At 56.8% G+C, this 16,555-nt stretch carries 13 protein-coding genes and 1 riboswitch; of the genes, 10 read left to right on the forward strand and 3 right to left on the reverse strand.

Translation table 11 applies throughout. From position 1 onward, the window contains the following. From JSQ80_RS13490 to thiC, 6 genes are all read left to right on the forward strand, one after another. The gene (locus tag JSQ80_RS13490; RefSeq protein WP_206095631.1) at positions 1 to 861 is read left to right on the forward strand and encodes a 3-hydroxyacyl-CoA dehydrogenase family protein; all 861 of its coding nucleotides are present in this window, start codon (positions 1 to 3) and stop codon (positions 859 to 861) included. Beyond that, complete coding sequence (locus JSQ80_RS13495; RefSeq protein WP_206095632.1) at positions 851 to 1,594, forward strand: 3-hydroxyacyl-CoA dehydrogenase family protein; 744 nt, start codon at positions 851 to 853, stop codon at positions 1,592 to 1,594. The genes JSQ80_RS13490 and JSQ80_RS13495 overlap by 11 nt, the downstream gene beginning before the upstream one ends. A gap of 4 nt (positions 1,595 to 1,598) precedes the next feature. Beyond that, positions 1,599 to 2,798, forward strand: a complete 1,200-nt coding sequence (locus JSQ80_RS13500) for a thiolase family protein (RefSeq protein ID WP_206095633.1) — start codon at positions 1,599 to 1,601, stop codon at positions 2,796 to 2,798. A gap of 67 nt (positions 2,799 to 2,865) precedes the next feature. Then, the gene (locus JSQ80_RS13505) at positions 2,866 to 3,297 is read left to right on the forward strand and encodes a thioesterase family protein (RefSeq protein WP_206095634.1); all 432 of its coding nucleotides are present in this window, start codon (positions 2,866 to 2,868) and stop codon (positions 3,295 to 3,297) included. 168 nt (positions 3,298 to 3,465) lie between these two features. Further along, positions 3,466 to 4,302, forward strand: a complete 837-nt coding sequence (gene paaX, locus JSQ80_RS13510) for a phenylacetic acid degradation operon negative regulatory protein PaaX (protein ID WP_206095635.1) — start codon at positions 3,466 to 3,468, stop codon at positions 4,300 to 4,302. A 425-nt stretch (positions 4,303 to 4,727) separates the two neighbouring features. Next, positions 4,728 to 4,841: riboswitch (TPP riboswitch) on the forward strand. A gap of 391 nt (positions 4,842 to 5,232) precedes the next feature. Beyond that, positions 5,233 to 7,032, forward strand: coding sequence for a phosphomethylpyrimidine synthase ThiC (thiC, locus tag JSQ80_RS13515; protein ID WP_240463655.1), 1,800 nt, complete (start codon positions 5,233 to 5,235; stop codon positions 7,030 to 7,032). 183 nt (positions 7,033 to 7,215) lie between these two features. Here the strand turns inward: thiC and JSQ80_RS13520 are convergent, their stop codons facing one another. Beyond that, complete coding sequence (locus JSQ80_RS13520) at positions 7,216 to 7,845, reverse strand: flavin reductase family protein (protein WP_206095636.1); 630 nt, start codon at positions 7,843 to 7,845, stop codon at positions 7,216 to 7,218. A gap of 118 nt (positions 7,846 to 7,963) precedes the next feature. Here JSQ80_RS13520 and JSQ80_RS13525 point away from each other — a divergent pair, with 118 nt between their 5' ends. Next, positions 7,964 to 8,662, forward strand: coding sequence for an ArsR/SmtB family transcription factor (locus JSQ80_RS13525; protein WP_206095637.1), 699 nt, complete (start codon positions 7,964 to 7,966; stop codon positions 8,660 to 8,662). A 217-nt stretch (positions 8,663 to 8,879) separates the two neighbouring features. Here JSQ80_RS13525 and JSQ80_RS13530 read toward each other — a convergent pair whose 3' ends face one another. Then, on the reverse strand, positions 8,880 to 9,719 hold the full coding sequence (locus tag JSQ80_RS13530; RefSeq protein ID WP_206095638.1) for a helix-turn-helix transcriptional regulator: 840 nt from the start codon (positions 9,717 to 9,719) through the stop codon (positions 8,880 to 8,882). Between the two features lie 265 nt (positions 9,720 to 9,984). Between JSQ80_RS13530 and JSQ80_RS13535 the strand changes: the two genes are divergently transcribed. The 3 genes from JSQ80_RS13535 to JSQ80_RS13550 are packed head-to-tail and all read left to right on the forward strand — an operon-like array spanning position 9,985 to position 13,991. Then, positions 9,985 to 11,214, forward strand: a complete 1,230-nt coding sequence (locus tag JSQ80_RS13535) for an N-acetylglucosamine-6-phosphate deacetylase (RefSeq protein WP_206095639.1) — start codon at positions 9,985 to 9,987, stop codon at positions 11,212 to 11,214. 3 nt (positions 11,215 to 11,217) lie between these two features. Further along, positions 11,218 to 12,942 (forward strand): TIM barrel protein, encoded by a 1,725-nt coding sequence (locus JSQ80_RS29735; RefSeq protein WP_336245735.1) that lies wholly within the window; start codon positions 11,218 to 11,220, stop codon positions 12,940 to 12,942. Then, positions 12,939 to 13,991 (forward strand): Gfo/Idh/MocA family protein, encoded by a 1,053-nt coding sequence (locus JSQ80_RS13550; protein ID WP_240463656.1) that lies wholly within the window; start codon positions 12,939 to 12,941, stop codon positions 13,989 to 13,991. Before JSQ80_RS29735 ends, JSQ80_RS13550 begins: the two co-directional genes overlap by 4 nt. Positions 13,992 to 14,965: 974 nt before the next feature. Here the strand turns inward: JSQ80_RS13550 and JSQ80_RS13555 are convergent. Then, positions 14,966 to 16,375: a hypothetical protein gene (locus JSQ80_RS13555; protein ID WP_206095640.1), complete on the reverse strand. Its 1,410-nt coding sequence runs from the start codon at positions 16,373 to 16,375 to the stop codon at positions 14,966 to 14,968. Positions 16,376 to 16,555 lie beyond the last annotated feature (180 nt).

Below are 16,555 nucleotides of genomic sequence, written 5' to 3' on the forward strand. Positions count from 1 at the left end.
ATGGAGGTTACTCATCCGGTAGGCGTAGTTGGCGCAGGCACGATGGGAGCGGGAATCGCCCTCGTCTGCGCGAGACAGGGCCACCGCGTTTATTTGCACGATATCAAGCAGGATATTTTGGATAAAGCGCAATCGTATATCGCTTCCATATTGACGAAAGATGCTGCGAAGGGGAGCATTTCAGAGGAGCAAAAGCAGAAGACGTACGAACTTGTCGAGCCTGTTCAGGATATCGCCATGCTAGGAGAGTGCGGTATCGTCATCGAGGCGGTGCCCGAGAAGCTGGAGCTGAAGCGGGCGATTTTTGCCCGCCTGACGGAGTTGTGCCGAAGCGACGCGCTGTTGCTGAGCAACACATCGTCCCTTTCGATTACCGAGATTGCAGGCGGCTTGCCCCATCCCGAGCGCATCATCGGTTTTCACTTTTTTAACCCTGCGCCCGTCATGCCTCTCGTTGAAGTGATTCGCGGCCACAGGTCGGGGGAAGAAGCAACGGAGGCCGCCTATCGGTTCGCCAAAGAGCTGGGCAAGGCGCCTGTCCTGGCTGCAGACTCGCCCGGCTTCATCGTGAACCGCGTGGCCCGCCCCTACTATAACGAAGCGCTGCGCATCATGGGGGACCGCATAGCGGGCGCGGAGCAAATCGACCGCATCATGAAGCAGGCAGGGGGCTTTAAGATGGGACCGTTCGAGCTGCAGGATTTAATCGGAATCGATATTAACTTTGCCACGACGGAGTCCGTCTACACCCGTTTTTTCCACGAAAGCCGCTTCAAGCCGAGCCGTATTCAGCAGCGGATGGTTCAGGCGGGCAGCTTGGGCAGAAAGACAGGGGAGGGTTACTATCCATATGACAACTAACGCGGTGTTGTTGGCCGGATCCGGCCCCTTGAACGCGGAACTGCGCGGGCTGCTGGAGAGAAGCGGCTATCGGGCCGTTTCTTTGACTGAAACGGAGGATAGCGGTTCCTCCATCGAGTTTCGGTGTGCCGTGGAAGTGAGCAATTATGATTTGGAGGAAAAGCAGGCCAATATTCGGAATATGGAGCGGCTGCTGGACCCGGAGACCCCGATGCTCGCCACCTCGCTTGCCATTACGGCCACCGAGATTGCAGCATGGGCGCGGCGGCCGGAGCGGGTATGCGGATTCGGCACGCTTGCTCCGCTCGCGGAGCGGGATCTTATTGAGGTGGCTCCCGCCCTGCAGACGGCAGATCATATGCTGAAGCAGAGTGAAGTTTTCTTCCGCTCTCTGGGCAAACATGTGGAAATCGTTCAGGACGAGGCGGGGCTGGTATTTCCCCGCATCCTTTCCTTACTCGTGAATGAAGCGGCCTTTGCCTTGATGGAAGGGACTGCCTCCGCGGCGGATATCGACACCGCCATGAAGCTGGGAACCGGTTATCCGCAAGGTCCGCTCGAATGGGCCGACCGCATCGGGCTGGATGATGTGCTGGCGGTGATTCGCGGACTGCATCGCGACTTGGGAGAGGAGCGCTATCGGCCTGCGCCGCTGCTTCGCAAGCTGGTGCTGGCGGGCCGGGTCGGCCTGAGAAGCGGCCAAGGCTTCTATTCATACGACAATGGAGGTTGACGATATGGGAACGCCTGTAATTATTGATGCTGTGCGGACGCCGATCGGACGGTACGGAGGAGCGTTGAAAGACGTGCGTGCCGACGATTTGGGCGCCGTGGTCATTAGCCGGCTGCTGGAGCGGAATCCGGTCGATCCCGGGCAGATAAGCGGCGTTATTTTTGGCTGCGCCAATCAAGCGGGGGAGGATTGCCGCAACGTCGCCCGGATGTCGCTGCTGTTGGCCGGGTTGCCCGTGGAGGTGCCCGGCGTAACGGTGAACCGCCTCTGCGGCTCCGGCATGGAGGCGGTCAATCAGAGCGCTTACGCGATTATGGCGGGCGCCGGCCACGCTTATATTGCCGGCGGAACGGAGAGCATGACGCGTGCTCCGCTGGTGATGATGAAGCCGGAGGCAGCTTTTCAGCGGGGCCATCAGCATATATACGATACCACCTTGGGGTGGAGAATGACCAATGACAAGCTGGCGGCCGCCTATCCGCCGATCAGCTTGGGCGAAACCGCGGAAAACGTCGCGGAGCAGTACGGCGTCAGCCGGGAGGATCAGGACGAATTCGCGTTGTCCAGCCAGCGGAAGTACGCCGAGGCCCATGCGGCCGGAAAGTTCACGGATGAGATCGTTCCGGTGGAGATCGCCGGGCGCAAGGGGGCGACTTCTCTGTTCGAGCAGGATGAGCACCCGCGTCCCGAGATATCGCTGGAGCAGCTGCAGAAGCTGAAGCCGGCCTTCAAGCAAGGGGGAACCGTCACGGCGGGGAATTCTTCCGGCCTGAATGACGGAGCTGCGGCGCTGCTGATTATGGAGCAGGAGACAGCACGGTCGCTCCGATTGCGTCCGCGCGCGCGGGTGGTCGCTTCGGCGGCTGCGGGCGTCGATCCGGCCGTGATGGGCATCGGCCCCGTCCCGGCTGCACGCAAGGTGCTGCAGATGGCCGGGCTGTCGGCCGGGGAGATCGACTTGTTCGAGATCAATGAAGCATTTGCCGCTCAGGCCGTTGCGAGCGTCCGCGAATTGAACATCGACCCCGAACGGGTGAACGTCAACGGCGGGGCGATCGCGCTTGGCCATCCGCTCGGATGCAGCGGCGCCCGGATACTGACGACCCTGCTCTATGAGATGGAGCGGAGGGACGCCCGTTATGGTTTGGCCGCGATGTGCATTGGCGTGGGGCAAGGCATCGCCACGATCATCGAGCGGGTATAGCGGTGACGCCTGTACACGCGAGTTGAAAAAGGGGCCTTTTTAACAACCTCGATAAGGAGGAATCGACATGAAGCCAGGATTGCACCCAGGAGCAGCTGTATCATTTGACGTGACTGTGACTCCGGACATGCGGCCCGCTTTTGATGGAATAGTAGTGCATGAAGTGATGTCTACCGTCGTGATGATCTATTACATGGAGAAGGCGGGGCGCGAGATAATTGTGCCCTTCCTGGAAGAGTGGGAAGAAGGCTCGGGGTACGCCGTTGACATCAAACACGTCGGACCTGCTGTGGTGGGGCAAGTCGTGACGTTCCGCGCCGTATGTTCCGAGGTTGCGGCGAAGCGCGTCATTTGCCATGTGACTGCCGAGACGGATTTCAATCTGGTGGGGGCAGGGTTGTTTACGCAAGCGATTTTTGACAAAGAGGCCGTGGCGCAGCGGTTCATGGAATTGCGGCAGAAGGTGGAGTCTGGGGAAAAGGGGGAACAATGGCATTAGCCACGCATGCGGGCAAGCGTTCCTTGACGGCTGCGGCCTGACCTTGAGGGCGTTCGTTTATCGAATCAGGCGGCACAAAGCGTTTTACTCCACAGGCTTATGTGATACAATTTGACAAGATGCAACATTTGCCAAATATAGAATGAATCGAACTAGGAGTGGGTGAACGTGAGGCCGCAATCTATGCTGTTTACCATTTACGGCGAGTACGTCCGGCATTACGGCAGTGAAATTTGGGTCGGGAGCCTGACCTGTTTAATGGGGGAATTCGGCTTGACCGAACAGGCGGTCCGGGCCGCTATCTCGCGCATGCTGCGCCAAGGGTGGCTGGAATCGCGCAAGGTGGGGAATCGCAGCTATTACTCGATGTCTCCCCGCGGCAAGAGGCGTCTGGACGAGGCGGCGGCGCGAATTTACAAGCAGGAGACCGACAAGTGGAACGGCAAGTGGTGCATTGCCAGCTACAACATTCCCGAGAAACAGCGGGGAGTGCGGGATCAGCTCCGCAAAGAGCTGGCGTGGCTTGGATTCGGCATGTTGACGACGAGCACGTGGATTAGCCCGAACGATCTTGCCGACAAAGTTAAGGAGATTGTGGAATCACACGAGATTAGCGACCATGTGGAAATTTTTCTGGCGGATCATGTCGCGTGGAGCACTCCTAGACAGTTAGTGCAGAAATGCTGGAACATCGAGGATATCAACGCCGCATATGCGGAGTTTATCGACGAGTACCGGCCGGGGTATGAAAGTTTGCTGAGCAAGGCGGAAAAAGGGCAGGCAGTTCCAGATGGCTGCTGTTTCGTGGAAAAGACCAAGCTGGTCCACCGGTATCGGAAGTTTCTGTTTATCGATCCCGATTTTCCCGAGGAGCTGCTGCCCGATGTTTGGCTCGGCAAGGAGGCGGATCAGCTGTTCCAGAACTACTACGATTTGCTGCACCCGGGAGCCAGCCGTTTTTTTGAACAAGTATACGAATCTTCTCCCGATGCGCTGCCAGATTGATGGCTTTTGCATACCCAAGATATAATCCCTAACCATTCAATTCGGAGCGGCCGGAACCGAAAGGCGGCAGTTAATGCGGTGTTCAAGAGGCAGCTTTTTTGCGGGCTTTCGTGAACGTCTTGCTTCCATGCTTTAAAGTGAGTCTGTGTAAGTCTGCATATGCAGGCTAATGAAGGTGTACCCCGGGTTCCTCGTCCTTAGCGGATGGGGCCCTTTTTTATTTTGCACAACAAGGAGTGTGGTGGATGTTCCGTGCGGCGGCGGGTCGTAGCGAAAGTGAGGCAGGCGATCGGATTAACCATGTTTTAGAGGCTGACCCGCGGGCTCTTGTCACTGCACGTATGAATTATACATTGCACAAATTTGCGCAATCCTGTATTGTAAGGGTATTGGCAGTGAAATATTGCCAATTACGACTTACATATAAGCGTTACTAGGGGAGCCCCGAGCGTGGGCTGAGACAAGGTCGCAATCAAGACTTTAAACCCTTTGCACCTGATCTGGATTATACCAGCGTAGGGAAGTAATCGGCATAGCAGGGATGCTTGGGCTTGCTTTAATATAAGCTTGCCTGCGCAACACTCATTTTATGGGATAGCCGGTTCCTTTCGGGACCGGCTTGTTTTGCGTCTATATCGAGTTTTTATCTAGCTATTTATCAATGACGCAAAACGTGTCTCCTTTGCATGGGAGCTGCCCCTTCATCTTAAGCAATCACTTCATGCGAGGTTCCTTTCTGCGTTTCCGACAACCATGACCTGACAGTGTGCAAAGTTTGCAGCAGCTTGCAGACAAAGGGGATGCGGCTTTAACGGCAAAGCCGTTGAGCAGCCCTTCTCAGCCTGCTAATGCCTCGTGAACAAGCATTAGCAAGGACTCCCGGCAGCGCTTGAATGGTGTAAGCAACCCATTTCAAGGAGGAATCACGTCATGTCTCATACGCTACATCCCCATTCAACGGAAGCTGAACCGCGCGTGTTATGCGCTCCGTTCCCCAATAGCCGGAAGGTATACACGCAAGGATCGCGTCCCGATGTGCTCGTACCGGAACGGGAGATTGCGCTGGCTTCGACAGACACGCCGACCGGCATCGAACATCACGAGCCGCTGCGAGTCTACGATACGAGCGGTCCGTACACGGATGCCGCGTATTCGGCAGATATCCGCCGCGGCTTGCCGCCGCTGCGCAACGCCTGGGTGCTCGAACGAGGCGATGTCGAAGCGTACGGCGGACGCCATGTGCAGCCGGAAGACAACGGCTTCCGGACACCCGAAGCGGTCCGCGTGGCGGGAGCCGAAATCTTCCCGCAGGCCGGCCGGCGGCCGCTGCATGCGCGATCTGGCGGCAACGTGACGCAGATGCATTACGCTAGACGCGGCATCATCACCCCGGAGATGGAGTTCGCCGCTATCCGCGAAGGGGTGTCGCCGGAATTTGTGCGGGATGAGATTGCGCGCGGGCGGGCGATTTTGCCTGCGAATATCAATCACCCGGAATGCGAGCCGATGCTTATCGGCAGCAAGTTCCACGTGAAGATTAACGCTAATATCGGCAACTCCGCCGTCGCTTCGTCCATTGATGAAGAGGTGGAGAAGATGACGTGGGCCATTCGATGGGGAGCCGATACGATAATGGATCTGTCTACCGGCAAAAACATTCATACGACGCGGGAATGGATTATTCGCAACAGTCCGGTGCCGGTCGGCACGGTGCCGATTTATCAGGCGCTCGAGAAGGTGGGCGGACAAGCGGAGGAGCTGTCCTGGGACATCTACCGCGATACGCTCATTGAGCAGGCGGAGCAAGGCGTCGATTATTTCACGATTCATGCGGGCGTGCTGCTGCGTTATATTCCGCTGACGGCCAAGCGCATGACCGGGATTGTTTCCCGCGGCGGCTCGATAATGGCGGCCTGGTGCTTGGCGCACCATGAGGAGAATTTCTTGTATACGCATTTTGAGGAAATATGCGAAATCATGAAAGCGTACGACGTGTCGTTCTCCTTGGGCGATGGCTTGCGGCCGGGCAGCATCTACGACGCGAACGATGAAGCGCAATTCGCCGAGCTCCGCACGTTGGGCGAGCTGACGAATATCGCTTGGAAGCATGATGTGCAGGTCATGATTGAGGGTCCTGGCCATGTGCCGATGCACAAAATCAAGGAGAACGTCGACATTCAAATGGAAATATGCAAGGAGGCGCCGTTTTATACGCTTGGACCGCTGACGACGGATATCGCGCCGGGATACGACCATATTACGTCGGCTATCGGCGCGGCCATGATCGGCTGGTTCGGCACGTCGATGCTCTGTTACGTCACGCCGAAGGAGCACCTTGGGCTGCCGAATAAGAACGACGTGCGCGAAGGAGTCGTCACTTATAAGATAGCGGCACATGCCGCGGATTTGGCCAAAGGGCATCCGCGCGCCCAGCAGCGCGATGATGCGCTGTCCAAAGCGCGCTTCGAGTTCCGCTGGCGCGACCAGTTCAATCTGTCGCTCGACCCGGAGCGGGCCATGGAATATCACGACGAGACGCTTCCGGCTGAAGGGGCGAAGTCAGCCCATTTCTGCTCCATGTGCGGACCGAAGTTCTGCAGCATGCGCATTACGCAGGATATTCGCGAGTATGCCCGTGAGCATGGACTCGAGGATGAGGCGGCCATTGAAGCGGGCATGAAGGAGAAAGCGGAAGAGTACCGGATGCGTTCGGCAGAAGTTCCAAGTTAGCGAGGAGCACGATTCGATTAGGAAACTGCCTAGAATTAGAGAATCACCGTGTTGGGCGGTTCCCGGCAAATCCAGCGGCTGGGCGGGACAATCATGCGGCGCGGAGATGCCGAACAGGCGATGGATTAATGGGTGAAAAAGGAGATAAAGACGGCTGTCAGGCCGTCTTCTTCCTTTATCGCGTTACGTTTCAGCCCGGTACGTATGGCCGAGCGCAGGGCTTAGCCCGAAATAATGGCGGAAGTTATAGATGAGCGGATTCCACTTTGACGGGTCCACATGGCTGCCGTCCGCCATAATGCCGGGGTGCGCGTGAATGGATTGCGCCTGCGTCTCGACAATCGCGAAGAACGAAGCGTATTCCGGGATCGTCACGTTTCGCACCTCACACTCGATTTGGATGGGGCACTCTGCGATTCTCGCTGGCGCTACGGCAATGGAAGGAACCGGCGTCAACCCGGCGGCGTTGAACTTGTCCGGTTCGTACCGGAAAGCCTGGGCTTTATAGTCGGGCACAGGGTGCTTGCCTGTCAACGGGGCGAGCTTCTCCACTTGCCTCCATAAGGAAGCGTCAGGCACGTTGATGACAAGCTGCGGCGTGCGCTGCACATTTTCTATGCATTTTCCTCCGAATCCCATTCCGAGCACCAGGTTGTGCCCAAGCGCCCATGAAGATGAAAGCGGGCTAATGTTCGATGTCCCGTCTTGATTCAGTGTCGTTACTAAAATAACGGGCATGCCGTAATACAATATTTTCGGATCGATCGGAATGGATGGGGATACCCGGTTGTTTTCCGGCGCTGCGCAATTCATGGTTACATCCTCCTGAAATATTTATCGTTGTTGTCGTTCGTACAAGTTTATTGTAGTTTGCTGACGTTTCAACTATCATCGAAATATGAAATACATTTCTGCTGGAGGTGTTCAACGAATGAATGTGCCTGTTAATGTGCCTGTTAATGTCTCTGTCATCGCATCGCTGCTCAGCGATGCATCCCGTTCTGCCATGCTGACGCATTTGCTGGACGGCCGCTTCCATCCTGCAGGAGAGATGGCGCTGGCAGCGGGGATAACGCCCCAGACCGCCAGCTTTCATCTTGCCAAAATGATGGAGTCCGGCGTTGTCGTTGCCGAGAAGCATGGGCGGCACCGCTATTATCGCATTCAGAAATCCGCGGATGCGGAAGTTATTGAACAGCTGCTGTCCCTGACGGGACCGGTTCAGATTACATCGCTGAGACAATCTGTACACATGGAGAAGCTTCGCCAAGCGCGCATGTGCTACGATCACGTTGCAGGCGAGTTGGGCGTATCCATTGCGGAATCATTGACAGAAAGAGGACTGCTGAACAAGAACGGGTCGGAGTTCGTCGTCACACAGACGGGCGAAGCGTTTTTCAACGATTTTGGACTTGAATTGACGGAGTTGAGGAAGAAAAGACGTTCTTTTTGCCGCTGCTGCCTCGATTGGACCGAACGAAAGCATCATGTGGCGGGAGCGCTGGGTCAGGCATTGGCTGAGCGTATGCTGCAGCTGAATTGGCTGGAGCGCGATTCGTCCAGCCGCGCGGTGCATATTACGGAGGTGGGCAGGGAGCGTATATCCGATCTGTTCCACATTTCGCTTTAATGACTGTGATTACGATGTGACCGAGAATATTCTTGCTCTTCATGTTGACCAGTGCTTTGTCGCGATACCGCATCGGGTGCTGAAAAACAGCCCGTCCCACGCTATTATCATACAGTCCACATGCCATTTAGCAGCTCAACCCTTGGATTCTATTGTACATTTTCCAATGGGATATTCGAAGACTGCAACCACACCACAGAAAACAGTGCAAAGTCAGCTATATTTTTGCCTTGCGGCGGTATTCGTTCGGAGTCATGCCAACAAGGGACTTGAAGGTGCGCGAGAAGTGGGATGCATCTTTAAATCCGGCTTGAAGTCCGATATGGGTAACGGTTACGTCGGGAAAGGTCAACAGAAGCATCTTCGCCTGACTGATGCGCCGTCTTGTCACATATTCGAAGATCGTCAAGCCCGTTACTTGCTTGAATGATTTAATGAGGTGGTATTTGCTCGCGTGCAGCCGGGCTTCCATGTCATCCAACGACAGATCGTCCTCATGCAAATGGGTCTCCACATACTCCACTATCCGCTCAGCCCATACGATCGGCTTGGAAGAGTCTTGTTGCCCGGTTCCGAATGTGGATTCACACTGTTCATACAGGAACAAAAATAAATCCAAGAGTGCCGTACGGAGCCGAATCTGAGCCACTTTGCCTTCTACTTCATAGAATCGGTGCAGCCGGAAAAGCAGTTCCTCGGCTTCCGCGCGCTGCTCATCCTGCAGCCGGAGATGCTTGTTCCGCAGGGCGCGGAACGGCTGCAGCACATCAAAATCGCACAGCGGCTTGCACCATGCTTCCGCTTCGCACGGATCGAACAGCATCGTCGTGCGGACGTATGCCTCGCGCCTATCCGGTATAGGGCCGTGTCTGGCCATTCCATTCATAATAATAATGTCGCCCGGAACGAGCTGCAGCTGTTCTTGCCCCAACAAATACTCGCAGCGTCCGCTGTGAAACATATACACTTCATATCCGAAATGCGTATGAAATGACGAATGAATCGGCTTCGTCGTGCGATAGTCCAATGAAAGTATCGGAGTAGGAATAAGCGGCAACGCGAGCCCTCCTTTCGTCGGAATCCTCATATTTCCATCATAACCGAAACGGCGGGCCAGAGGAAACGAAAGAGCGGCAGTTTCATTGTCTGTTTGCTGGCCTCATATTGGCATTGTACGGCCCACTTTCGCACAATGTTGGCGTATTGCAACCTATCCGTTGTAGAAGCGCGGCAGCCTTTCTATAATCAGACTAAGCATGGAAGAAAAAGCATATTTTTGAATGGAGGCACGTCTTCATTTGCACAGAGAGGCGGGAGGATGCATGACTGTAATCGAGGGATATTGTCTGCTTGGCGGCGGGTTCAGACGATGGGATATAGGCGATGATGGGCGCGTTGCGGCGGTTCACAAAGTTCATCCCCTCTTTTTTGCATCAACCGATTCACAGGAGCCGGTTGCGGCTGGAGCATCGGACGCATGGCCCGGCACTATCGGTTCTGGGCCACAGTACAGCTTCATTGCTCCGGGACTTATCGATCTGCAGCTCAACGGCTGTTTCGGCATCGACTTCAATCAGACCTCCCTTACGGCCGGGCAGGTTCATGAAGCTACGCGCAAGCTGTGGCGGCATGGCGTTACCACGTATTATCCAACAGTCATTACGAATACGGATGACAGCATTGCGCAGATCGTGTCCACGATTGCGGCAGCGTGCGAAGAGGATGAGCTTACGGCGCTTAGCATTGCCGGGATTCATTTGGAAGGACCTTATTTATCGATGGAAGACGGGGCGCGCGGAGCCCATGACAAACAGTATATTTGCCCGCCGGATATGACGCAGTTCGCGCGTTGGCAGCAGGCATCCGGCGGCCGCATACGTCTCGTCACCCTGTCGCCGGAGTGGGAGGAAGCGCCAGCATTCATCGCGGCTGCTTGGGCAAACGGCGTTACGGCATCCATCGGACATACGTCGGCATCGCCGGAGCAGGTGCGCCAGGCCGCGCAAGCCGGCGCGCGCATGTCAACGCATCTCGGCAACGGAGCGCACCTCATGATGCCGCGCCACCCAAACTATATATGGGAGCAGCTGGCGGACGAACGCATCTGGACGTGCGCCATCGCGGACGGATTCCATCTGCCCGCTTCCGTCCTGAAGGTATTCCAGCGCGCCAAGCCGGATCGGTTCGTTCTGGTCAGCGACGCGGTCTACTTGTGCGGCTTGGCGCCCGGCCCATACCGGACGCATATCGGCGGCGACGTTGTGCTGACGCCGGAAGGACGGCTCCAGCTTGCTGCCGATCCGCGCATGCTGGCAGGATCGGCCCAGCTGCTCCCGCACGGCATTGCCCATATGGTCCGGACATGCGGATTAGCGCCTGCGGAAGCGTGGAGGGCCGCCTCCCTGCGGCCGGCCATTGCCATGGGGGTGCCGCAGCGGCATGGGCTTGAGCCGGGCGCGCCCGCGGATGCCGTGGAATGGAGCTGGAATGAGGATGCGGCGATTCGGATTCAGCGGGTATGGAAAGCAGGACGACTCGTTAAGGAGGAGTGAGAAATGATGAATTTGGCTGACCTCCGTCCAAGGCTTGGGATATTGACTGACGAAGTGTCGACGCATATGGACGAAGCGCTGGCTTGGATAGCAGGCAAGGGATTGGCCCGCGTCGAGCTGCGCACGATGGACGGGAAGAACGTGATGGAAGTTCCGCTGGAGCAATTGAAGGATCGTGCGGCACAGATTAGCGGCTTGGGGATGACGGTTTCTTGCCTTGCATCTCCTGTATTCAAGTGTGCCTTGAGCCCATCTCGCAGGGTGGCGTCCGGTGATACATTCGGGCAGGCGGAGGAGGGGATAGAGGTTCACTTTGCCATGCTGGATCAGGCGTTTCGTGTCGCTAAGATGCTCGGCACAACTCGAATCCGCATTTTCTCGTTCTGGAGGGAAGAGAACCCGGATGATTATTTTGATGAGATCGTCCGTCATTTGCAGTGGGCCGCCAAGCGTGCTGCACAGGCGGGCATGCTGCTTCTGCTTGAGAACGAGCCGGCCTGCAACGGAGGCTTCGCCGCCGAGGTGGCCGCTTATGTCAGAGCGGTCGGCTCACCGGCGTTGAAGGTGCTGTGGGATCCGGGGAACGAAGCTTACGGCGGAAGAGAGGCGTTCCCTGCAGGCTATGGATATGTGAAAGACGTGCTAGGCCACGTGCATCTGAAGGATGCCGTCTATATTAACGGCCAAGGCGTGTGCGTTCCGCTCGGGCAAGGCAACGTCGACTATGTGCAGCAGCTGCAGGCGCTTCGGCGCGACGGATACGGGGGGGATTTCACGATAGAGCCGCACGTCGTGCCTGAGGGCGGAACAGCGGCAGACGGCGTGGAACTATCCCTCCAAGGGCTGGCGCAGATCATCACAGCCATGCGCGCCTGTCCGGAACCCAGGCCGCTGGAGCCGCTGCGGCAGGATGCGTTGCAAGTGCGCGTCTACGAAGCGCGGGGGCAGATGGGAAGAGCTGCGGGGGAAGCAGTCGCGGACCAGATACGCAGCCTCTTGAGAGAGCAGCGTGAGGTGAGGGTCGTGTTCGCGGCCGCCCCGTCGCAGAATGAACTGCTGCACGCTTTGACCGAAGCGGACGGCATCGATTGGAGCCGGATAACGGCGTTCCACATGGACGAATATATCGGTCTTCCCCCCGATTCGCCGCAGCGATTCAGCCAATATTTGCGTGACAGGCTGATCGATATTGTGCAGCCGGGCCGAATCCACTATATCGGGGCGGGGAACGTCGAATTGATAGAAGCCGAATGTCTGCGTTATGCGGAGCTGCTGCGGGAAGCGCCGCTCGACATCGTCTGCTTCGGCATCGGGGAGAACGGGCATCTTGCCTTCAACGATCCGCCTGTTGCCGACTTCAACGATCCGATGCTTGTCAAACCGGTTGCGCTTGACGAGGCGTGCCGTCAGCAGCAAGTGAATGACGGCTGCTTCGCCACAATCGCAGACGTGCCGACGCATGCGCTTACACTCACCATTCCGGCGCTGCTGTCAGCGCGTTATCTGTACGGGGCCGTTCCCGGGCCGCGCAAGCGTAGGGCGCTGCATCAAGCGATGCACGGACCGATAACGCATGCGTGCCCGGCCTCGGCGCTGCGCATGCATGAACATTGCATTCTGTTCGTCGATGCGGAGGCCTTCTCATCCTCCAATCCGGCTGCTTCGATTCATTCGATTGATTCGGCGGGTAACAGCCACACCACTCTAATGGAAGAAGAGGTGTTATGATGACTTATTCCAACGAACGGAAGCTTCGCTTCGGCATTATCGGCGCGGGCGTCATTATGCCTTCGCATATCGATGGCATACGCAACAACGGAGATGCTGCCGAAGCAGCGGCTATCTTCGACATCGATATCGACAAGGCCCGGAACGCGGCTGAGAAATATGATATCCCGGTTGCAGTTGCCGACATAGATGAGCTGCTGAAGCGGGATGATATCGATGTCGTCAGCATCTGCTTGCCAAGCGGCCTGCATGCAGAGGCGGCGATCGCCGCGGCGCAAGCAGGCAAGCATGTTCTCTGCGAGAAGCCGATCGACGTTACGTTGGAGAAGATCGACAGCATGATTGCGGCCTGCAGACAATATGGCGTGAAGCTTGGCGCCGTATATCAGCGCCGCATGATGCCAGCCGCCATCGCGGCGCGCGAGGCAATTGCCGCAGGCAAGCTCGGGCGGATGGTGCTGGGTGACGCCTATCTGAAATATTACCGCTCACCCGAGTATTATAAGAGCGCCGGCTGGCGCGCAACATGGGAGCTTGACGGCGGCGGCGCGCTGATGAATCAGGGTATTCACGGCCTCGACCTCGTCCAATGGATGATGGGTGATATCGAGTCCGTCTTCGCCTACGCCGCACCGCTTGTGCGCGACATCCCGGTGGAGGACACAGCGGTCGTCGCGGTCAAATACAAAAGCGGCGCCTTCGGCGTCATCCAAGGGGCGACAAGCGTCAACCCGGCACAGGACACGCGCTTCGAGCTCCACGGTGAATTAGGGACAATTGCGTTTGGTGACGGCGGCATCGCGGCTTGGACCTATCCAGGCGGCGAGGAGGATATGCCGCAGCTCGGCACGGAAGCAAAGCAGTCGCCGGGAAGCGATCCGCGCAGTCTGTCCGCCGACGGGCATGCGCTGCTCGTCCGCGACCTCATCGAGTCGATTCGCGAAGACCGCGAGCCGGCGGTGTCTGGCGAGGAGGCGCGCAAGGCGGTGGCGCTCATTCTGGCCATTTACGAATCTGCCCGCACCGGCAAGGAAGTCCGGCTCGGCTAACGTATACATTTATCGACTTACGTTATTGCAGTAAAGGGCGGGGGGGATTTGTCGATGCTCGAACCGCGGTTGGCTTACAACTGAGGCGTTATCCCGAGAGCTTCGTGCCGAGCAAGCAGTGCGATGGCCTTCTGATGATTGGAAAAGCAACCCCGCCCTACTAGCTCAAATACGATTGATGCTAATCGAAAGATTTATCTGTCATTGAAGATAGATGATGAGCGATATCGCGGGGTTTCGTTGCATTGGGTTCGATTAGTAGTCGGCACTTCGATGCCGGCAGGCTACGCATGTGTATTGCGCTGTTTTGTTTACTCTCCCGCTGCGTCAGGAGAGATGCGGTTTGCCTGGCAATTTCAGAAGATAAGACTAACAGCTATGATCGGATCAAAGCATCAAACGTCCTGCAGAGTTGCGCTGCATTCCCTGAATGTATGGGAGAGTGGATCAAGGCGTTAAACGATGACCTATTCGCTATGCTTATCTGAGTGACGTGCAGAGTGGACCAAAGCATCAATCGCCCGGCAGAGTTGCGCTGCATTCCCTGAATGTATGGGAGAGTGGATCAAGGCGTTAAACGATGACCTATTCGCTATGCTTATCTGAATGACGCGCAGAGTGGACCGAAGCATCAAACGTCCTGCAGAGTTGCGCTGCATTCCCTGAATGTATGGGAGAGTGGATCAAAGCGTTAAACGATGACCTATTTGGTAATGCTTATCTGAATGACGATGACGCGCAGAGTGGACCAAAGCATCAAACGTCCGGCAGAGTTATGTTCCATCCTCTGAACGAATGGGAGACTGGCACAAGGGCCGAACGGCGAATGCGGATTATGCAGCTCAGCAACTCTTTCTGGCCATAAAATCGTTATTAAAAGATGGGCTGGGGAGCTCGGGTTCCTCAGCCTTTTCGACTCTATACCCGTTCGCTTGTGGCGCGGCCGTTCCGGCACCGGCGCCGCGTCAAAAGGGTCATGCAGCAAGTAAAATAATCATCGCGACGAGTGTCGTAACAGCGAGGCCGGTGACGACGGGCACGAGATTGCGGCGCGCCAGCTCGAACGGACTGACGCCGCAGATGGCGGCGGCCGGGATGAGCGCCCACGGAATAATCGTGCCGCCTCCGACCCATATGCCTGCCACTTGCCCCAGCGCCGTCAGCGTATCCGTCCCGCCGCCAATGGCGGTGCCGAACAACGCGGCTATGGAGCCGGCGAGCGATATGCCGGAGAATCCGGAGCCGTCCAATCCCGTAACAGCGCCTACGATCGTAAGTGTTATCGCTCCCACTGCAGGATGGAGCGGCACGCTGTAAGCCAGCGCCAGACCAAGATCGTTCACGATTCCGAGCGAGCTCTCCGGCAGCGCTTCGGCGAAGATTTCAAAGAAGGCGGAGTCGCCCAAGTAGAAAAAGGCTGCAATCGGAATAACCGGACCGAACACTTTAAAACCGAACAGGAAGCCGTCGACCAAGTAGGAGGTCGTCTGCTCCAACGCCTGCTTGCGGTGGGTAAGCAACGCTACGAGGATAAGGATGACGGCGGCTGTTCCGCCGATTAGAGCGGTTGCTTCGCCACCCTGCAGGTTCAAGCGGAACAGCATTATGACGTCGATGACAAACAAGCCGGGAATGACGAATGCGAGTAACGTCCTCGCCAATCCGGACAACGGCACGCGCGCGACATCGAAGCCGCTTCGTTCGCCGGCTTTCGTCAAGCCGGTATTCATCGTCAGCCGGCCTGATCTTAAATCCCGCCGCATCATCCAGAAGGCCGCGACGGTCGTCACCGCGCCCATGATGGCCACGAGCGGCACACTTGCCAGCAGCACGCTCTGCACTGCCAGTCCGGCTGCATCCGCAGTCAGCTTCGGAGCGCCTTGGATGACGAAGTCGCCCGATAGCGCGATGCCGTGGCCGAACAGGTTCATCGCCATCGCGACCGCCAGCGGAGGCAGCCCGACGCGGATGGCTGCGGGCAGCAGAACGGCCCCGATTAGGGCGACTGCCGGTGACGGCCAGAAGAAGATGCTAATGGCCATCATCAGGAGGCCCAGCGTCCAATAGGCCATCGAAGGGCCGCGCATCAGCTTCGTGAAGGGGGAGACCATTGTCTCGTTCACGCCTGAAGCGAGCAGAACCCGACTCATGGCGACGATAATAGAGATAATGAGTATCGTGCCGAGCAGCCCTTTTATGGCGTAAATAAAGCTCGTAAAAATACCGCTGACAGCGGAACTGACGGAAGAGGTTGCAAGCAATCCGAGTATAAATATACCGGCCATGCAAATCAGCGTCGTATCGCGTCTCATGACGAGAAAGCCGATGATAAGTCCGATAAACAGAAGGTACACCCAATGGATTCCGATTAAAGCAACACTCATCTTACCACCTCCAAAAATGGACTAAAGGCTTCGTGAGTCGTTTTTTATCCTATGCATGAGCCTATCCATTGGGAAGAGGGAGAAGTTATGAAAGCGGTATTTTTTTAATTAGGAAACGACGCGGACGATAGCAGTTTGAAGCATATCGGCTATTTTGCGCAAAAAAAGCACTCTCGGCTT

The sequence above is a fragment of the Paenibacillus apiarius genome, assembly GCF_017052585.1.
Classification (GTDB): Bacteria; Bacillota; Bacilli; order Paenibacillales; family Paenibacillaceae; genus Paenibacillus_B; species Paenibacillus_B apiarius.

Excerpts from the sequence above, each read along its gene's own strand:
- JSQ80_RS13520 (WP_206095636.1), bottom strand. The coding sequence starts at position 7,845 with ATGAATTGCGCAGCGCCGGAAAACAACCGGGTATCCCCATCCATTCCG.
- JSQ80_RS13500 (WP_206095633.1), top strand. The coding sequence starts at position 1,599 with ATGGGAACGCCTGTAATTATTGATGCTGTGCGGACGCCGATCGGACGG.
- JSQ80_RS29735 (WP_336245735.1), top strand. The coding sequence starts at position 11,218 with ATGATGAATTTGGCTGACCTCCGTCCAAGGCTTGGGATATTGACTGAC.
- thiC (WP_240463655.1), top strand. The coding sequence starts at position 5,233 with ATGTCTCATACGCTACATCCCCATTCAACGGAAGCTGAACCGCGCGTG.
- JSQ80_RS13505 (WP_206095634.1), top strand. The coding sequence starts at position 2,866 with ATGAAGCCAGGATTGCACCCAGGAGCAGCTGTATCATTTGACGTGACT.
- JSQ80_RS13525 (WP_206095637.1), top strand. The coding sequence starts at position 7,964 with ATGAATGTGCCTGTTAATGTGCCTGTTAATGTCTCTGTCATCGCATCG.
- JSQ80_RS13495 (WP_206095632.1), top strand. The coding sequence starts at position 851 with ATGACAACTAACGCGGTGTTGTTGGCCGGATCCGGCCCCTTGAACGCG.
- JSQ80_RS13550 (WP_240463656.1), top strand. The coding sequence starts at position 12,939 with ATGATGACTTATTCCAACGAACGGAAGCTTCGCTTCGGCATTATCGGC.
- JSQ80_RS13490 (WP_206095631.1), top strand. The coding sequence starts at position 1 with ATGGAGGTTACTCATCCGGTAGGCGTAGTTGGCGCAGGCACGATGGGA.
- JSQ80_RS13555 (WP_206095640.1), bottom strand. The coding sequence starts at position 16,375 with ATGAGTGTTGCTTTAATCGGAATCCATTGGGTGTACCTTCTGTTTATC.
- JSQ80_RS13535 (WP_206095639.1), top strand. The coding sequence starts at position 9,985 with ATGACTGTAATCGAGGGATATTGTCTGCTTGGCGGCGGGTTCAGACGA.